This window comes from Planctomycetia bacterium (assembly GCA_015075745.1).
Taxonomy (GTDB): domain Bacteria; phylum Planctomycetota; class Phycisphaerae; order UBA1845; family UTPLA1; genus UTPLA1.
In genome coordinates this window covers 3,210,733-3,228,501 of record JABTTW010000001.1, presented here as the reverse complement: position 1 = coordinate 3,228,501, position 17,769 = coordinate 3,210,733, and the positions used below count along the sequence as shown (strand labels likewise).

The window sequence follows — 17,769 nt, the reverse complement described above, 5'->3', positions numbered from 1 at the left end:
TGTGCAGCTTTTCACTATTGGGTTCGCAAAGACGACAGCGGAGCAGTTCTTCAAGTTGCTGCGTGGCGCGGGTGTAAAGCGTATCATTGATGTTCGGCTTAATAACACTTCTCAATTGTCGGGCTTTTCGAAGAAGGAAGACCTACGGTTCTTCCTGCGCGAGGTAGGTGGAATAGACTACATTCACGTTCCTGAACTTGCCCCGACACAGGAAATCCTCGATGCCTTTAAGAAGCACAGGGGAAGTTGGTCAGTCTACGAGCAAGAATTCAATGCCCTTATGTCTAAGCGCGGCATCGAAAACGTCATCTCGCGGGATACAGCCAGTCTTGGCTGCCTGCTTTGTAGTGAAAAGAAGCCGCACCACTGCCACCGTCGATTGGTCGCGGAATACTTGCAGAAACACTGGCGAAACGTAGCGACGAAGCACCTCATTTGAGGATGCGTGGCCGTGCACCGGTGTGCACCTTACAGTGGATCGGCTTCAGCCGATTGGTGTTCGCCGCCGGCTTGAGCTGGCAACATCGGACCACAACCCACTCATCATCTTTTGCCCGACTGTCAACCGGCTTTACCCGCGCGGACAGGGAGCAAGTTTGAGTGAAAGGAGGCCGTTCCATCCATGCCGGGCGGAGCCATTCATGATGTTCGCGCGATTCAGATTCAAAACCTCTCAAGCCCAAGCCCCATGTCTCAGGTCCCGGGCTACAAGACTCAGGCCTTTTTCTCCAAAAAACCACCTGAAACGCGACTTGCCCCAACACGTGCCCGTCACGAGAGTTGCCAGCGCCCCCAGAAACTTTTTTCGTCTATTGTCACCTCAGGTGGGCACGCATTCTGCGCGGAGTTTTCACGACTTTTTGCAGGCGGGCGCGGCCCCCACACGCCGGGGCGGCGAGGCTATAATGCGGCCTCGAATAACCTGGAAACCCGATTAGCCACAGGGAAGAAAATGATCCAAGCCGCTCAACTGATCCGCGTCGGCCACTCGCCGGACCCGGATGACGCCTTCATGTTTTATGCTCTGGCCAAGGACCTCATCGACACCGGGCCCTACCAGTTCACCCACGAGATGGCCGACATCGAGTCGCTCAACCGCCGGGCCGAGTCGGGCGAGCTGGAAGTCTCGGCGATCAGCATTCACAGCTACCCGTTCGTGAAGGACCGCTATGCCCTGCTCGCCTGCGGGTGCAGCATGGGCGACGGCTACGGGCCGATGGTCATCAGCCGCGAGCCGCGGACGCTGGCCGACCTCGCGGGCAAGACGATCGCGGTTCCCGGCGAGCGGACGACGGCCTTCCTCGCGCTGAACCTGTGCATGGGCCGCGGGGCCTTCAAGCATAAGACGGTCATGTTCGACGAGATTCCCGACGCGGTGCTGCGCGGAGAGGTGGACGCCGGGCTGATCATCCACGAGGCGCAGCTCACCTATGCCAGGCAGGGCTTGCACAAGGTGGTGGACGTGGCCGAGTGGTGGATGAAGCAGACCGACCTGCCGCTGCCCTTGGGGGGCAACGTGATTCGCCGCGACCTGGGCCCTCAGCGGATGGCCGAAGTGGCGAAGTTGCTGAAGGCGTCGATTGAGCATGCGCTGAATCACCGGCGCGAGGCGATCGACTACGCGCTGTCGTTCGGCCGGGGGCTGGACACGAAGCTGACCGATCAGTTCGTCGAGATGTATGTTAATAAGTGGACGCTGGACTACGGCGAGCGAGGCCGCGCGGCGGTGCGGCTGCTCCTAAAGAAGGCGCACGAGGCGGGCCTGGTGCCGAACGCGGGGGAGATTGAGTTTATTGGATAGCGCATGTCGCTTGCCATTGGGGGCAGAGTGGATACAACGGCGCTCGTTCTGCGCCGGAGGTATGGCCCCGTGAAGCGACGCGCGTTTACCCTGATTGAGCTGCTTGTTGTGATCGCGATTATCGCGATCATCATCGCCATTCTTCTGCCTGCGCTCTCCGGAGCGCGGCAGCGGAGCCGGACCGTGCTTTGTCAGTCGCGGCTTCGCAGCATCGGCGCGGGCTGGCACATGTACGCGGACGATCACGACGACGTGTCGCCGCCGGGCCGGCTGTACAACAAGGGCGGCGGCGTGTCGAACCCGGCGAACTGGTACGACGTCGGCAACGGGCTGGCCTATCGGCCGCGCTGGATCGCGATAATCGGCAAGTATGTGGGCATCTACGCCTATGACATGCCGCGGACCGACGTCGATCGACTCGATTACACCAACAATGTCTATCTGTGCCCGACGGTCCCGCAGTGGACTGACAACCGCAACGCGGGCTACGGCTACAACCACCAATTCCTCGGCAACTCGCGGCAGGCGGCGGGGAAGTTCATCAATTTCCCGGTGAATCGGTCGAGCATCGCCAGCTTCGCGGGAACGGTGATGGCCGCCGACTGCATGGGAACGGCGGCGGGCGTGCCGGCGAGCGACCGAAAGGAATACAGCCTGCGCGGCACGGGCTTCAATGAGACCGGCAATCACGGCTGGACGCTGGACCCGCCGAGGCTGACGGCGACTTCAGATCGCGGGACGGGCGATGCCGGGACGCCGCGCACGGCGGTCGATCCGCGTCATCAGACCAAGGCCAACGCGGTGTTCTGCGATGGGCACGTCGATTCCGTGCTGCCGCAGACGATCGGATATCGCGTGCTGCCCAATGGGGCGTTTGTCGATCTGGAGTCGACGCCGGACAGGCCGAACAACACGTGGTTTTCCGGCAGCAGCCGAGACCTCGACCCCCCCGCCCTGCCGACGAAGAGCCCGGCGCCATGACGCACGTTAATCGCGTTCATTCGGGCGACAATCTGAAAGTCATGTCGCGACTGCCCGACGGCTGCTGCGATCTGATCTATATCGATCCCCCCTTCCTGACGGGCCGCGAGCGAACCGTGGCGGGCAAAAAGGGAAAACAGCGAGACAAAAAGGCGGCGTACGCGGACTCATTCGCTGGCGGGCGCAAGGGCTATCTCGCGTTCATGCATCCGAGACTGGAGCAGTGTCATCGGCTGCTGGCGCGGAGCGGGACGCTTTATGTCCATCTCGATTGGCGCGTCGCGGCGTACATTCGCATTTGCCTGGATACGATCTTCGGGGAGGAGAACTTTCTCAACGAGATCATCTGGCACTATCGAACCGGCGGCGTCTCGCGCCAGTGGTTCGGGCGCAAGCACGACACGATTCTGGTGTATGCCAAAAAGATCGGGTCGCAGCGGTTCAATGTCCTGCGCGAAGGCGTGTTCCGGACGGACGGGCTCAAGTTTGAGACGGACGGACGGCCGTACAAATCCACGACGCGCGGGAAGCTCTACTTCAACGCGGCGGGCCCGGCGCTGACGGATGTCTGGGACATTCCGTTTCTCTCGACGGTCTCATTGGAACGACAGGGCTGGCCCACGCAGAAGCCGCTGGCGCTGCTCGACCGGATCATCCGGGCAAGCACGCGCGAGGGGGACTGCGTGGCGGACTTCTTCTGCGGCAGCGGGACAACGCTGGTGGCGGCGAAGCGATTGGGGCGGCGGTTCATCGGGTGCGACGCCGCCAGGGAGGCCGTTTCGATTGCCCGGCGGCGGTTGAAGGAATAGTTCTCGGACGGGGGCTCCTATTTGGCGCAAACCGGTGGTGGTAAATCGGCGTAAATCACACGGTTGACGGGGGTTTTACGGGGGATTAGACTTCTCGCTCGGCGTTCGGGAAGCTCCCGATGCCGGTAGTCTCTCCCCACGGGGCAGGTCGATGGCGCCGAGAAGGCGGTGGCGACCTGAGGGCATTCGGCACGCGGCCGAGCGCACTAGCCCTGGGAGTGACCCAATCGCAGCCGCGTCCAATCTGGCTCCTCAATTGGGGCTGAAACTCTTGGGAACTTCGGCGGACAACCGTCCATCGGCTTTCCCGGCTGCCTTGGAGATGAATCGTCAGTGATCCGTGGTTGCGCGCTGCGTGATGAGCGCGGCCGCTTTGCCGTTGACGGTTTGTCGTCGGACGATATCGAGTCGCTACCGCGATTTACCCGGTAGTGTAATGGTAGCACAACAGGTTTTGGTCCTGTTTGTCGAGGTTCGAGTCCTCGCCGGGTAGTAGTTTTCGCCGCCCTGTTTTTTGGACACGATCGCAGATGACGAAATCACAAGCGGAATCATCGCGCGGGCTCGCGGCCGTTCTTCTGGCTGCCGGGAAGTCCACGCGCATGAAGACCGATCTGCCGAAGGTCATGCACGAGGTTTGCGGCAAACCGATGCTGGGGCACGTGCTGGACGCATGCCGTGACGCGGGCATTGAGAAGTTCTATGTCGTGGTGGGCTTCGCGAAGGATGCGATTATTCAGGCGTACGACCAGCAGCCGGGCGTCAACTTTGTCGAGCAGACGGAGCAGAAAGGCACCGGTCACGCGGTGATGATGTGTCGCGAGGCACTTGCCGGTTTTTCAGGCGATTGCGTGGTGATCGCGGCGGATATGCCGCTGGTGAATGCCGAAACGCTGAAGAACCTGATCACAGCTCATCGCGCTGCGACGGCGTCGGCCTCGCTGGCGACCACGGTACTGGACGACCCCACGGGATACGGGCGGATCATCCGCGATGGGAAGGGCGAATTCACCGGCATCGTCGAGCATCGTGACTGTTCGCCGGCACAGCTCAAGATCACGGAAGTTAATCCCAGCTATTACTGCTTCGACGCCGAGGCGCTGTTTACCTCGCTCGACAAGATCACACCGAACAACGCCAAGGGCGAGTATTACATCACCGACACCCTCTCGATCCTCCGCGGCGAGGGCAAGCGCGTCGTCGCGCCGGTCAAGCTGCCTGCCGAGGACGCGACCGGCATCAATTCGCGTGCCGAGTTGGCCATGGTCAACGGTCTCATGCAGCGGCGCATCCAGGCGGCGTGGATGGAGAGCGGGGTCTCGATTGTTGACCCGAGCAATACTTGGATCGAATGCGACGCGCAGATCGGGCGCGACACGGTGATTCGCCCGTTTACGTTTATCGAACGGGGCGCGAGCATCGGCGCGGGCTGCACAGTCGGGCCTTTTTCGCACGTGGCGGCGGGCTTGAGCGCAGCGGACAATACGACGATCGGTCCGTCCGCCACCGGTGGATTCGACGCGGCGGCGAATCGCATGACGTCTCAGCAAACCAGTAAACGAACGGTGCAGGTGGTTCGCAGGCCGCCGGCTTCGTCAGGTTGTCCATGAGGAGGCTTCGCCCATGATCAACCCAGATGGAGAACTCAAAATCTTCAGCGGTCGGAGCAATCCGGCACTGACGGACGGGATCTGCAATTACCTGGAAACCCGCCCCGGCCGGGCCCATGCGGAGACATTCCCCGACGGCGAACTGTTCGTGAAGCTCAACGACGACGTTCGCGGGCGAGACGTCTTCGTCATTCAACCGACCTGCCGGCCGGTCAACGAACACCTGATGGAACTGCTGGTATTCATGGATTGCTTGCGTCGCGCATCGGCACGGCGCATCACGGCGGTGCTGCCGTATTACGGCTATGCCCGACAAGATCGCAAGGATGAGGGTCGGGTTCCGATCACGGCGAAGCTGGTGAGCAATCTGATTCGCGAGGCGGGGGCGGACCGGGTCCTGACGATGGACCTGCACGCGGCGCAGATTCAGGGCTTTTTCGATATTCCTGTCGATCACCTTCAGGCCGAGCCTGCATTCACCAAGCATTTCAAGAATCTCGATTACAGGAACGTCGTCTTCGTGAGCCCGGACGTGGGCAACGTCAAGCGTGCCCGGATGTACGCGGAGAAGATGGGCTGCGATCTGGCGGTGATCGACAAGCGTCGCACGAGCGGCAGTACGGCGATCGTTCATAACATCATCGGCGAGGTCGAGGGTCGTGACGTGGTCATGATCGACGACATGATCGCGACAGCGGGAACGGTGTGCGAGGCGGCCCGGGTGTGCATCGAGCGCGGAGCGAAGAGCGTCCGCGGCGCGGCGACGCACGCGGTGTTCGCGGGCCCGGCCCTCGAGCGACTGAGCAATGCCCCGTTCACGGAGATCGCCGTGAGCGACACGATTCCGATTTCCAACGAAGTGCGCAAGCGTCTGCCGAACCTGGTTCAGCTCAGCGTGGCCAGCATTTTCGGCGAGGCGATCGCGCGGATACACAAGCATCGATCGGTAAGCAGTTTGTTTCACAACAACGACTAGAGGTAGTAGACGATGGACATTCCAACACTGAAGGCAGAACCCCGAAAGTCCGCGGGCTCCCGCGCTGCGATGCGCCTGCGCCGCTCCGGCAAGCTTCCGGCGATCATTTACGGTCACAAGAAAGATCCGGAGCCGGTCACGCTGAACTATCGCGACGTGGAGATTCAGCTTCGACACGGGGCGCACCTTGTGACGCTCGACCTGGGCTCGAAGAGCCAGCCGTGCCTGTTCAAGGACGCGCAGTACGACCATCTCGGGGCGAGCATCCTGCACATCGACCTTGCCCGGGTGGACCTGAACGAGCGGGTCACGGTGAAGGTTCCGATCGAGCTTCGCGGCACGCCGAAGGGCGTAGCCGACGGCGGCGTGCTCCGACAGGAAATGAACGACATCGAGGTGGAGTGCCTCGTCACGAACATTCCCGAGCACGTGCGGGTGAACGTGGCGGACGTTGGACTCGACCAGGTGCTCTATGTGAGAGACCTGCAACTGGGCGCCGGTATCACGGCGACCAGCGATTCCGATTCGGTGGTTGCGACGGTTCGCCTGCCGCTGGTTCAGGCGGAGACGACGGACGCCGCACCGGTCGAGGGCGCTTCGACGGAACCGGAAGTCATCGCCAAGGGCAAGGAAGACGAGGAAGAAGGCGACGCAGAGAAGGAATAATACATCGCCGTCCGGCATCGCGATGGCCCATTGCAGAGCGGCGGCATGAAGCTGATCGTTGGACTAGGAAACCCGGGGCGACAGTACGCCGAGACCCGGCACAACGTGGGATTTCGCGTCGCCGACGTGCTGGTCGATCGATGGCAGTTGGGATCGGGCAAGGACAAGTTCTCCGGCCTGATCTTCGAAGGGCTTGTCGCGGGCGTGAGGGCCTGCGTGCTGAAGCCCATGACGTATATGAACCTGAGCGGCAAGAGCGTCGTCGCGACGATGCAGTTTTTTCAGACGCCGCTTGAGGACTTGATCATCGTGTCCGACGACGTGGACCTGCCTCTGGGCAAGCTGCGGATGCGGGCGACGGGTTCGGCGGGCGGTCAGAAGGGATTGGGCGACATCGTTCGCTGCCTGGGCAGCGAGGAAATCGCCCGACTGCGAGTTGGGATCGGGCGTCCGGCCCGGGGCAATATCGCGGACTTCGTGACGTCGCCGTTCGCGAAGGATGAGAGGGAAACGATCGACGCTGCGATTCCGAAGGCGGCCGATGCCGTCGAGAAGTGGATTAAAGAAGAAATCGCCGCGGCGATGAACGATACGAATCGGGAAAACGACAAGACGTGACGCGTCGCCATTGAGGATGCCCGGATAGCGTACTTCCGTGCGGCGCAACTGGTAAGGAGTAGTGACTTGTGAAGAGCTATGAAGCGATGTTTTTGATGGATCCGGCGATGGCGACGGATGAAGCGGCGGCGGAAGCTGAAATCAAGCGTCTGCTGGGTCGCGCGGAGGCGAATGTCCTCGGTGTGAAAAAGTGGGACGAGCGCAAGCTGGCCTATCCGATCGGCCCGAACAAGCGGGGGCTGTACATGCTCTGCTTTTTCGAGGCTGCGCCGGAGAAGATCGCGCCGCTGGAGCGCGACGCGCAACTGAGCGAAAAGACGGTTCGGGTGATCATCCTGCGTCACGACAAGCTGACGCCGGAGGCGATTGAGAAGGCGTTTAACGCACCGCCTCCGCCGAAGGCGCCGTCGCGCGGCGACGACTGGGGCGGCGGACGCGAGCGGTTCGGCGGCGATCGCTTCGGTGGAGACCGATTCGGCGGAGAGCGCCGCGATCGGGGCGGCGAGGGTGAGGCCGCGACGGCCACCGCGAAGTCGAGCGACGAGGACGACGAGGTACCCGACCTGGATTCCGACGACGCCGACGACAAATGATCGGGTGAGAACAAGTGACGATCCGCGAGGAGCAAGGAGCAACGCATGGCGAACTTTAACAAGGTCATCCTGGCCGGGAATCTGACCCGCGATCCGCAGCTCTCGTTTCTGCCGAGCAATACGCCGGTCGTCGAGTTCGGCATGGCGATCAACCGTCGCTGGAAGTCGCAGACGGGGGAACAGCGCGAGGACGTGACGTACGTGGATATCCGGGCATTCGGTCGTCAGGCCGAAACGCTTAATCAATACATGAACAAGGGCAAGCCCATCCTTGTTGAAGGCCAGCTCCGCTTCGATCAGTGGGAAGGCAAAGACGGCCAGAAGCGCAGCAAGCTCTACGTGGTCGTTGACACCTTCCAGTTTCTCGGTGCGCCATCCGGTGATTCGAGCCGCGGCGGTCGCACGGGCGGCCGGGCTCCAGAGCCTGCGCGTGCGGGCGGCGGCAGCAGCAGCGGTGGTGGTGGTGGTAGTGGTGGTGGATACGACGAAATGCCGCCGATCGACGAATCTACCGGCGGCGGTGACAATATTCCGTTCTGAAGAGTGCAATCGGACGCGACGAAAGGACAGAGAAAACATGCCTCCCTACAAGTCGTTCAAGAAAAAGGATGACAAGAAGCAGAAGCGCTCGAAGGTGCGCGAGCCCTCGAAGTGTCGCTTCTGCCGCGAGAAAGTCACGGAACTGGACTACAAGGACCTCGGCACGCTGTTGAAGCTGGTCTCGGGCCAGGGCAAGCTCTTCTCCCGCAAGAGAAGCGGCAATTGCGCGGCACACCAGCGATCCATGAAGCGCGCCGTCAAGCAGGCCCGATTCATCGGCCTCATGCCGTTTTCCGGATAGGAGTGATTGATTCATGAAACTGCTCTTACGAAAAGACATTGCCAAACTGGGCCTCTGCGGCGACATCGTCGAGGTGACGTCGGGGTACGCTCGGAATTACCTTTTACCGCATCACCTGGCGCTGGAACCGACGAAGGCGAACCTGAAGGCGATCGAGGAAGACAAGAAGATCGCCGCCGCCGAGCGGGCTCGGATCCACGAGGTGCTGCTCAAGACGTGCGAGCGCCTGACGGGTCAGGAAGTGACGATCAGCGCCGCCTGCACGCCTGACGGGCACCTGTATGGCTCGGTCGGCCCGCGGGAGATTTCCCACGCCCTGGTCCAGGAGGGCCACTCGGTTCACGCCGACCAGATCAAGATGTCGCACAACATCAAGGAAGTCGGCTCACAGGAAGTGCCGGTTGTGCTGGCGGATGATATCCGCGCGACGATCAAGGTATGGGTCGTGGCGGAGAAGATTGCCGGCGATCTTGACGATGAGGGTGAAACGGAGGTCACACATGTCGCCGACAACGCCGACGCAGCCGTCGCAACCCAGACCGACCCCGGCAGCGCGGACGACTGACCCGATCGCCGGGGGTCGCATTCCTCCGCAGGACCTCGAAGCCGAGGCGAGCCTTCTGGGCTCGATGCTGCTGGACAAGGATGCGATCGGCCTCGTGCTGCAAATCATTCCCCGCGATGAGTCCGGTCGATTGTATCGACCGGACCATCGCCTTTTGTATGAAGTCCTGATCGACCTGTACGACCTCAACCGCCCGATCGACCTGATCGTGCTGGAGGACGAACTGCGCCGTCGCGGGCTCCTGGAGGAGATCGGCGGGCGCGATTATCTCATTGACCTTTGCCGGTCCGTCCCCTCTGCCGCCAACGCCGAATACTACGCCCGAATCGTGCGGGACAAGGGCCTGCTGCGCGACCTCGTTTCGTGCACGAGCGACATACTTCATTCGGCGTATGACTCGCACGACGACGCGGGCACCGTCCTGGACGACGCGGAGAAGAAGCTCTTCGCGGTGACGGAGCAGCGCGTCAGCAACCAGGCAGTCGCCATCCGCGACTTTCTGGATGAGACGATGCGGCAGATCGACGTGTTTGAAGAAGGCATGTTGACCGGGGTGCCCAGCGGCTTTACCGAGCTGGACTCGATGCTCGGCGGCATGCAGAACGGCGACTTCCTCGTTGTTGCGGCGCGGCCGAGCATGGGCAAGACGGCGCTGGGGCTCTCGATTCTGGAATACGTCGGTATCGTCGAGAACATTCCGTGCGCGTTCTTCTCGCTGGAAATGAGCAAGCTGCAGGTGGCCCAGCGCATGATGTGCTCGCACGCCCAGGTCGATCTGCACAAGCTGCGTCACGGGCGGCTGACCGACTCCGAAAAGACGAAGCTGAAGCTGGTCTGCGGCAACATGCGCAATTACAAGATCTTCGTGGACGATACGGCGGGGATGAGCGTCATGGAGCTGCGGGCCAAGGCGCGGCGGCTCAAGATGCTGCACGATATTCGCATCGTCTTTGTCGATTACCTTCAGCTGATGTATGACCGGGCATCAAGGGAGAACCGTCAGCAGGAAATCTCCGCCATCAGCCGCGGACTTAAGGCACTGGCCCGCGAGTTGAACATTCCGGTGGTCGCGCTTGCCCAGCTCAATCGGCAGGTCGAAGGCCGGGAAGGCAATCGCCCGCGCATGAGCGATCTGCGCGAGAGCGGGGCCATCGAGCAGGACGCCGACGTGGTCATCCTGCTGCACCGCGAAGAGTATTACCTGAACAAGAAGAAGACGGGCACGTCCGAGGGGATGGACCTGGCGAACAAGCTCAAGGGCAAGGCGGAGTTGATCGTCGCCAAGCAGCGAAACGGACCGACCGGGGATGTGGAGCTGCACTTCAATCCTCAGTTCACCCGATTCGACAATGCCGCCCCGGCGTATATCCACGACACGGATTACGAGCCAGGCCGCTACGGCGGGGGCACAGATATGTCGGGCGGCGCGGCGGATGATGCGCCGTTCTGATCCGTCTGCCCGGTAAGTCAATATACAGCGTGATTACAATGGGGATTCAAAGGCCTGCCGTGCACGGATGAGGTCCTGGGCGACTGATGAGCCGCCGGTTCGTGTCATCACCATGTCACCGGTGAAGCCGGCCTCCGCGAGCGAGGCGAGCAGCGCCGGCGGGCTGAGCTGCCCCTCCCCCATCGCCACTTCATGGCCCATGGCCCCGGATGAGCCCGCGACGGCGTCGCGCGTTCGGGTCAGGCCGATCCTTCCACCGAGCAGTTCGGCGACGCGATGCGGGTCTTCTCCCTGCATGAGCATGGCGCCGGTGTCGCAGCAGGCCATGAGAGATGGGCAGTTGATGTCAGCCAGGAGATCGCGGAGCGCGGTGGTGGTGAGCCCGGATGTCTCGATGGCCACGGTGACGCCGAGACGGTCGGCGTCTTCGGCGAGGAGATTGAGCGTCTCTCGAATGCGCGGGGCGACCTTGCTATCAGAGGTGTTTGAAACGGGACCCAGCAGCGTGGAAACCGCGGGGACGCGCATCTCCGAAGCCAATGCAATGATGCGACGCATGGCGTCGAGGCGACGATCGCCGGTTGCGGGATCGTCGTAGCCGCTGCCGCCGTGAGGGCCACGCAGGCTCGACAACCGGAGGCCGAGATCGTCCAGGTGCTTTTTGAAATGGCGCTGGGCGGAGCGGGACATTTCGTCCGGCGAGATGGGGCCGCGGAGGGCGCTGACGTCGACGGCGCGAAAGCCGAGGCGACGGGACATGTCGAGGGCCTCGCGGATTTCCAGCTTGAGATCGTCGAGGCACACGGCCAACCGCGGCCGACTGATAAGTTGGTTTGGCATGGCTCATTACGCCTATCGCAGGGGCCGACAACGCGGGCGGACCCGAATGAAGGGGATTGTAACCTTTACTTCGCCTGCGCGAACGTTAATCTGCAGTGCGACGTTTCTCTGTGGGAGGGATCGCCGTCGTCGCGAACCCACGTTTACTTAAAGCCATACCGCTGAGTCGGAGGCCGGATCACAAGGAGTTAAGGAATGATGAGTTCGAAACACATGAAGATAGTTGCCGGTATTGGTTTCTGCGCGATCTTCGCGCTGAGCCTGCTACCCAGCGCGGAGGCCCAACCGGGGCAAACCCGCAAATCGCCCAAGAAGTCGAATGTGTTCAAGCCTGCTCAAGAGCTTGAGCAGATGATGGCAGGACAAAAGTACCTCTTCGGCGGGATCAAGGCCGGCATTCTGGACGAGACCTGGGATGACGCCGTGATCAAGGCATGGATCCTCTCCGAGATGGCGAATGCCAATCAATTCCAGAACGCTCACGCCGACTACAAGAAGCTCGCGGGGCAGATGTCGGAGCAGTGCGCCGACCTGGCCAAGACGCTCAAAAAGCACGACGCGAAGGAGTCGATGGAGAAGTTCAGCGCCATCGGGAAGACGTGCGGCTCGTGTCACGATCAATTCGGCAAGAAGCATTAGATTGCAAATCGTGAGCGGGCCCCTGCAGAGGTCGGGGGCCTTCTCACGATTGCCCTTCAGCCTTGGGGGATTATCTCATCGGCGAGGGCCAGACCGACTCGGCCTTTGGGCCATGCGGAATCGGATCGCGCATGCGCAGACAAGGAGTGGGCTATCGCAATCGATCATGATTGGGTTGCTGTGATGAACCGTGGTCGATCGGGAGGGAGATTACTGGGCGGCGGCTACGCGATTGCGATCTTCCTGGGCTGCACGCTGGCGGGCGAGGAGGTCACGAAGGGCGGTGTCGCTGACCGGGACGAACTTGCCACGTGAGGCCGCAGCGATTTCGGCGAGCTCGGGCTGCCTGGCGGCCTCACCGAGGGCGATGACATTGACGATCGCGCCGCTCTGCTCGGCGGTGGCGGCGAGCTTCTGAAGCTCTTCGGCGTCAACGGTCTTGGCCATGACCAGGAAGACCTGATCGGCGTACCAGCCGGAGGTCACGCCCAATGCGTCGCTGAGATTAGTTCGGCCGGCAGAGGTCCGTGGTGAGATCGTCAGGCGGCTGCCTTCCAGATCACCGACCGGCTCGGCTACCTCCACCACGGCTTCGCCGCCTTCACCGTATGTCTGGGCGATTCCGTAGCGCTTTGAGCCGGGAACGAAGGAGGCGTTCACCGCATCGGTCAGTGAAGCGATTTCGTGGATGTAGGGTGTCATGGCCGAGTCACCGTCAACGACGTAGCCGATGATGCTGCCGCTGAGCGGAAGGCCGAAGTAGGTGTTGAGCGGGTCGGCGGAGGCGAGCGCCAACGGCGCACCGGACAACCCTGCGTTTGCCTCGGGAAGGGCAACGGTATCGACGCGCGTCACCGTCTGATGGACGGTCGGCTGACGCGAACCACTTAAGGCGAAGTACCAAGCGGGGAGACCGACCAGAATCGCGGCGATGCCCAATGCCGCCGAAGCGCGTCCGAAGGTAACGTGGCGCCTTAGACCGGGACTTACCGGACGGCGAGCTGCCGTAACGCGAGGCGAAGCCGCCTGGACCGGGCTCGCATGTGAAGGCGCCTCGCCGATCAGCGGCGGGCGAGAAGGTCGTGATGTAGCGGAGGTCGGCGAAGATTGGTGCGAGGATGGAACCGCGGTGACAGTGCGACAATGCTGACACCGGCAGCGACCGCCGGCGAAGGCATCGTTGAGGACGAGAATTCGTCCGCAGAACCTACACTGTACTCTCAAAGGCATCGGGGCTCTCCCGATAAGAATCCACCCAGAGCGAACGCCCACAGCTTCCCAAAACCGGGGTCGCCGCTAACACATTCTATACAGCGACTTTATCAAAGGCTGCTGCACGAATGTTTGGCGACCGCATTTAGTCGTCAGAGCGACGGCTGCGGCTTCACCCTTCTGAACGCCAAATATACATGAATGTCGGCCTATTTGTCCAGAAAAAAGGCAGGTTTAGGTGCAAAAAATTGATATTTGTGCCTGCCGCGGGAGGGGCCGGGGACTGTGCGTATATGTTCGGCGCCCACTCCATTGGCCGGAGATAGCGAACCGTAATCGCCCTTTTCAGGCCGGCACGGGCCTTCGCGGCATCGATGGCGTCCGTGAGAGTGCCGATTCGGTCGATCAGACCGGCCGAAAGGGCCTGCTCAGCGCTGTAAACTCTTCCGTCAGCCAGCTTTAGGACCTCATCCCGGGTGAGTTTCGGCCGGCCTTCGCAGACGACCCCGACAAACTGCTGGTAGAACCCGTCCACGAGACCCTGAAAAATTTCCCGCTCCTCTGCCCGCATTTGTCGGAATGGGCTGCCTGTGTCCTTGTAGGGCCCGGACTTGATGGCATCCGATTCGATCCCCAACTTGGCCATCGTATTGGTGAGGTTGACCATTTGCATGATGACGCCGATCGAGCCGGTCACGGTGGTTCGCTGGGCCATGATCTCGTCGGCTGCGCAGGCGAGGTAATACCCCCCGCTGGCGGCGACATCCTGAAAATAGGCGACTACCGGTTTGCCGGTCTTGGCCTTAAACGCCTTGATCTCCTGGAAGAGGGTGTCGCTGGCGGTGACGGTGCCGCCGGGGGAATTGATCCTGAGGACGACGGCCTTGACCCTGCTGTCGTGGGCGGCGGCGGCGAGATTCTCGACGAGGAGCGCGACAGGATGCTCACCTTCGGAGAAGAACCCCGGCTCGTGGGAATTCATGAGAATGCCGGAAATGTCGATCATGGCGATGCGATCGCTGATCCATCCGGGATCTCGCCGTACGACCTGCTCCTGAAGCGATTGGTCCGCGGGAACCGGTGTGATCTTGAATCCGCCGGTGGGAGCGCACGCGGAGAGCCACATCGCGAGGGTGACGGTTAAGACGGAAATCGACCTGCTTACTGTCGCCATAAAGACCTCCATGCCCTTGTCTGGGTTGTTGCCGAAAGCGTGAAAAGTCACGCGGGACTTCACATCGAAGCGATCACTTGCCGGGAACAACTTTCGCCGCGTATTCACGATGATACCACTGGAACGCAGCCCGCATTCCGTCATCAAACTTTGTCGTCGGTTTCCAGCCGAGCAGCTTCTGAGTGTAGTCGCTGTTGATGCGCTGCGGCAATCCGGTCAGGGCAATAGCGGATCGTCGGACGGCCGCGGCCCTAATGCCATCCTTGAAAAGGTACTCCCCCACCCAGCCGGCCACGAAAGCAACTGAGTAGTTCACCTTCCTTGTGACTCGCGGGATGCCGAAGCCGTCGGCGAGGGCGTCGAAGTATTGTCGCTGGGTGACGCGCTCGGTGTTTCCGGCGATCAGCGTCGTGCCTGCCGCGCCGGGACAACTGCCGGCAAGGACCAGCGCCCGGACGGCGTCTTCGACGTAGACCATGGCCATTTCGTTTTCGCCGGTCCCGATGAGGGTCATGATCCCCTCGCGCATAACCGGTTCCAGGTAGGTCTTCATCGTTCGATTGCGCGGGCCGTACAGGTAGCCGAGCCGGACGATGACCCACTCGGTTCCCGGCGTGAGTTCGGTCCTGACGACTTCTTCGGCCTTCAGCTTGGCGATGGCGTATGAGAACCACTTGGGCGGAGGTGGGGACGGGGTGAATTCGTTGATGACTTCGCCCGACGCGAGTAGGTCCGGGTGATAGACGCCGCATGAGCTGACGAAAACGAAACGGCGGACGCCGGCTGCATTCGCCGCATTCACGAGCCGGCGCGTGCCTTCCACGGTTGTTCGCTGGAACTCGTCCCAGGTTCCAACGATTTCCACGCGAGCGGCGGAATGAAAGACGACATCGATACCCTTGCAGGCGGCTTCGAGGGAGGTTTGGTTATCAAGGTCGCCATCAACGGCCTCGGCGCCGAGCGATTCGACGAACGCGCGATTGCTGCCGGGGCGGACGATCGCCCGGACGTTATCGCCTGCGGCGCGAAGGTGTTCGATGAGGTGGCTGCCGACGAAGCCAGTTCCGCCGGTGACGAGTGCATTCATGGCATCAGTTTACCCGGTACGCGGTCGGCCGCATCACTGGACGGACGGGCCGGAATCACCGGGCGGGCGAGGTAGCCAACGGGAGACGCGATTGCAGTAGTCGGTGTACGAGTCACCGAATCGCTCGCGGAGGCGCGGCTCTTCGATTTTCGTGACCTGATACTGGGCGAAGACGCAGCCGACGGCGAGGAGAACGAACATGCCGATGGAGCCGAAGTAGATCGCCTCGCCGAGGACGCAGATGAACAGGGTGATCACGACGGGATTTCGCACCCAGCGATAGGGACCGGTGGCGACGAAGACCTTGGGCGGATCAAACTCAACGTGCGGGCCGCGTCCGTGAAAGATCAGCCAAGCGGAGCAGACGACGTAGGCACAGAGACCTCCGGCGAAGATGCCAATTCCCACGAGATGCTGAAAGCCAGTCCAGAATCGCCGGATTTCATCGCGTAATGAGAGATCGCGCAGGGGCATCTCACCCAGGAGGTGAAACACCGAGGGGACGATGCCGAGAATGAAAATGAGAAAGCCGACGGTGTAAACGAACGCCCGCAGCGCGAAGGGCTTCTCCGGCTTGGCCGAGGGCGTCGAGGCTGGAGGGTCTACCATCTGACCGCGAAACCCGCCGTCATCCATTTGCTCGACTCGACCGCATGGACGATGGCCAACTCGCCGGACTTGATCTCGTTGTTGCGGATCATCTCGTCGAGGTGGAGCAGGGTCGCGGAGCCGCCGCAGTAGCCGATCTTCCCGCTGCGGAACTTGATCTTGTCGCGCGTGATGCCGAGTCGATCAAGGAATGCGGGAATGTGATCCTCGTAAAGCTGGAGGGTCGGAATCGATACGACGTAGTGATCGACGGTGCTGGGATCGATCTTCATCTGGGCCGTGAAGTTACAGAGGCCCTGCAAGAGGAGCGGGGCTGCATTGTCATTGACGGCTGAAAAGTCCTGCCACAGGTGGTGAGTGCCGTCGGCGTACAACTCAGGAATCTGATGTGAGGTATTCATCAGGTCGGAGGCTGCGCCGCCGGCGGTCATGCCTGCCGGACGACCTGCGCCGACCGACTCCACGAAGGTGCCGACGATCTCGCGACCGGGCTTGCCGTTCTGACCGGCCTGAAGGACGAGGGCTCCGGCGCCGTCGGCGAGGATCCATCGCAGTGCGGCATGCACCTTGTCCATCTTGGGCTGATTGAAGTAACAGCTACGGAGATAGATCGAGGAGAGCTGGCTGTAGGCGACGAGTGCGGTGCGGTAACGACCGCTTCGCAGCGCGTCGTATGCAACCTGCACGCCTTTGCCGACGCCGGTGCAGTTTGAGTGGATCTCCATTTCAGCGCACGTCTGAATGCCGAGCCGCTCCTGAAGCAGTGTGCTGGTCGGCGGCGTGCTCTGATCGTACGAAGGGCAGGAGATGACGATGAGATCGAGCTGTTGCGGCTCCATCTCGGCCATCTCGAGCGCATTTCGCGCGGCCTTCTCTGCGAGGCTGCTGAAGTTGAAGGTCATGTTTCCCGTCTCGGGATCCACGGCGAAATGCCGAGTGCGGACGCCGCCGCGATCGAGCATCTTGGGACCGAGGTTTTCGATGAAGCTCCTGACCTTCGCCGGCGCTTTGTCGAGCGGGCCGAGAATGGCTTCGAGCCGATCATTGGGTACCGGCGGACCCGGGAGAAAACTTCCGGTGCCTGCGATTCTTACTGGTAGCAAGGACATAGCACTCCTAAGCCTATCCGATCTTCTACGAGGTTACCGGTCACTGCCAAGTGCCCCGGCCTACTGACGATCACCAAAGCGGCACCACCAGCAAGGCCGGACATAATAGCAAGACGCGGACCAATCGGGCAGTCAAGATGTTTACCCGAAAACCGATGTGCTGCCAATATGCTCCTGAAATGAGCAACC

Annotated in this window: 20 protein-coding genes, 1 tRNA gene and 1 pseudogene; 16 read left to right on the top strand and 6 right to left on the bottom strand. The window is 61.6% G+C overall.

Annotated features, from left to right (window positions below; translation table 11 throughout):
* Window position 1 precedes the first annotated feature (1 nt).
* The 14 genes from HS101_12750 to dnaB all read left to right on the top strand — a co-directional run bounded on the left by HS101_12750 (window position 2) and on the right by dnaB (window position 10,910).
* The gene (locus HS101_12750) at window positions 2-439 is read left to right on the top strand and encodes a DUF488 domain-containing protein (GenBank protein MBE7507130.1); all 438 of its coding nucleotides are present in this window, start codon (window positions 2-4) and stop codon (window positions 437-439) included.
* A 513-nt stretch (window positions 440-952) separates the two neighbouring features.
* Window positions 953-1,801: an ABC transporter substrate-binding protein gene (locus HS101_12745; protein MBE7507129.1), complete on the top strand. Its 849-nt coding sequence runs from the start codon at window positions 953-955 to the stop codon at window positions 1,799-1,801.
* A 3-nt stretch (window positions 1,802-1,804) separates the two neighbouring features.
* Window positions 1,805-2,782, top strand: a complete 978-nt coding sequence (locus HS101_12740) for a prepilin-type N-terminal cleavage/methylation domain-containing protein (protein MBE7507128.1) — start codon at window positions 1,805-1,807, stop codon at window positions 2,780-2,782.
* On the top strand, window positions 2,779-3,591 hold the full coding sequence (locus HS101_12735; GenBank protein ID MBE7507127.1) for a site-specific DNA-methyltransferase: 813 nt from the start codon (window positions 2,779-2,781) through the stop codon (window positions 3,589-3,591). The genes HS101_12740 and HS101_12735 overlap by 4 nt, the downstream gene beginning before the upstream one ends.
* Window positions 3,592-4,013: 422 nt before the next feature.
* Window positions 4,014-4,084 (top strand) — tRNA-Gln (locus tag HS101_12730).
* 37 nt (window positions 4,085-4,121) lie between these two features.
* Window positions 4,122-5,201, top strand: a complete 1,080-nt coding sequence (locus HS101_12725; protein MBE7507126.1) for an NTP transferase domain-containing protein — start codon at window positions 4,122-4,124, stop codon at window positions 5,199-5,201.
* Window positions 5,202-5,214: 13 nt separating this feature from the next.
* The gene (locus HS101_12720) at window positions 5,215-6,177 is read left to right on the top strand and encodes a ribose-phosphate pyrophosphokinase (protein MBE7507125.1); all 963 of its coding nucleotides are present in this window, start codon (window positions 5,215-5,217) and stop codon (window positions 6,175-6,177) included.
* Window positions 6,178-6,189: 12 nt separating this feature from the next.
* Entirely contained in the window at window positions 6,190-6,843 is a 654-nt protein-coding gene (locus HS101_12715; GenBank protein ID MBE7507124.1) for a 50S ribosomal protein L25, read from the top strand.
* Between the two features lie 45 nt (window positions 6,844-6,888).
* On the top strand, window positions 6,889-7,461 hold the full coding sequence (locus HS101_12710) for an aminoacyl-tRNA hydrolase (GenBank protein MBE7507123.1): 573 nt from the start codon (window positions 6,889-6,891) through the stop codon (window positions 7,459-7,461).
* 68 nt (window positions 7,462-7,529) lie between these two features.
* Window positions 7,530-8,054 (top strand): 30S ribosomal protein S6, encoded by a 525-nt coding sequence (gene rpsF / locus HS101_12705; protein ID MBE7507122.1) that lies wholly within the window; start codon window positions 7,530-7,532, stop codon window positions 8,052-8,054.
* 45 nt (window positions 8,055-8,099) lie between these two features.
* A complete protein-coding gene (gene ssb / locus HS101_12700) occupies window positions 8,100-8,594 on the top strand; it encodes a single-stranded DNA-binding protein (protein ID MBE7507121.1) in 495 nt (164 codons plus the stop codon).
* Window positions 8,595-8,631: 37 nt separating this feature from the next.
* Entirely contained in the window at window positions 8,632-8,895 is a 264-nt protein-coding gene (locus HS101_12695; GenBank protein MBE7507120.1) for a 30S ribosomal protein S18, read from the top strand.
* Window positions 8,896-8,908: 13 nt separating this feature from the next.
* Window positions 8,909-9,460 (top strand): 50S ribosomal protein L9, encoded by a 552-nt coding sequence (gene rplI / locus HS101_12690; protein MBE7507119.1) that lies wholly within the window; start codon window positions 8,909-8,911, stop codon window positions 9,458-9,460.
* Window positions 9,396-10,910: a replicative DNA helicase gene (gene dnaB, locus HS101_12685; protein MBE7507118.1), complete on the top strand. Its 1,515-nt coding sequence runs from the start codon at window positions 9,396-9,398 to the stop codon at window positions 10,908-10,910. The genes rplI and dnaB overlap by 65 nt, the downstream gene beginning before the upstream one ends.
* Before the next feature lie 33 nt (window positions 10,911-10,943).
* Here dnaB and HS101_12680 read toward each other — a convergent pair whose 3' ends face one another.
* Window positions 10,944-11,750: a sugar phosphate isomerase/epimerase gene (locus HS101_12680; GenBank protein ID MBE7507117.1), complete on the bottom strand. Its 807-nt coding sequence runs from the start codon at window positions 11,748-11,750 to the stop codon at window positions 10,944-10,946.
* A 195-nt stretch (window positions 11,751-11,945) separates the two neighbouring features.
* Between HS101_12680 and HS101_12675 the strand changes: the two genes are divergently transcribed.
* Window positions 11,946-12,389, top strand: a complete 444-nt coding sequence (locus HS101_12675) for a cytochrome c (GenBank protein ID MBE7507116.1) — start codon at window positions 11,946-11,948, stop codon at window positions 12,387-12,389.
* 210 nt (window positions 12,390-12,599) lie between these two features.
* On the opposite strand, the gene HS101_12670 is transcribed toward HS101_12675, so the two are convergent.
* On the bottom strand, window positions 12,600-13,619 hold the full coding sequence (locus tag HS101_12670; protein MBE7507115.1) for a VWA domain-containing protein: 1,020 nt from the start codon (window positions 13,617-13,619) through the stop codon (window positions 12,600-12,602).
* Between the two features lie 26 nt (window positions 13,620-13,645).
* On the opposite strand from HS101_12670, the pseudogene HS101_12665 reads away from it, so the two are divergent.
* A pseudogene (locus HS101_12665) lies at window positions 13,646-13,750 on the top strand (hypothetical protein).
* 23 nt (window positions 13,751-13,773) lie between these two features.
* On the opposite strand, the gene sppA reads toward HS101_12665, so the two are convergent.
* The 4 genes from sppA to HS101_12645 form a co-directional block, all read right to left on the bottom strand.
* A complete protein-coding gene (gene sppA / locus HS101_12660) occupies window positions 13,774-14,775 on the bottom strand; it encodes a signal peptide peptidase SppA (GenBank protein ID MBE7507114.1) in 1,002 nt (333 codons plus the stop codon).
* A 73-nt stretch (window positions 14,776-14,848) separates the two neighbouring features.
* The gene (locus HS101_12655) at window positions 14,849-15,862 is read right to left on the bottom strand and encodes an NAD-dependent epimerase/dehydratase family protein (GenBank protein MBE7507113.1); all 1,014 of its coding nucleotides are present in this window, start codon (window positions 15,860-15,862) and stop codon (window positions 14,849-14,851) included.
* Between the two features lie 33 nt (window positions 15,863-15,895).
* The gene (locus tag HS101_12650) at window positions 15,896-16,498 is read right to left on the bottom strand and encodes an isoprenylcysteine carboxylmethyltransferase family protein (protein ID MBE7507112.1); all 603 of its coding nucleotides are present in this window, start codon (window positions 16,496-16,498) and stop codon (window positions 15,896-15,898) included.
* Entirely contained in the window at window positions 16,465-17,574 is a 1,110-nt protein-coding gene (locus HS101_12645) for a 3-oxoacyl-ACP synthase III family protein (protein MBE7507111.1), read from the bottom strand. Before HS101_12645 ends, HS101_12650 begins: the two co-directional genes overlap by 34 nt.
* Window positions 17,575-17,769: the final 195 nt, after the last annotated feature.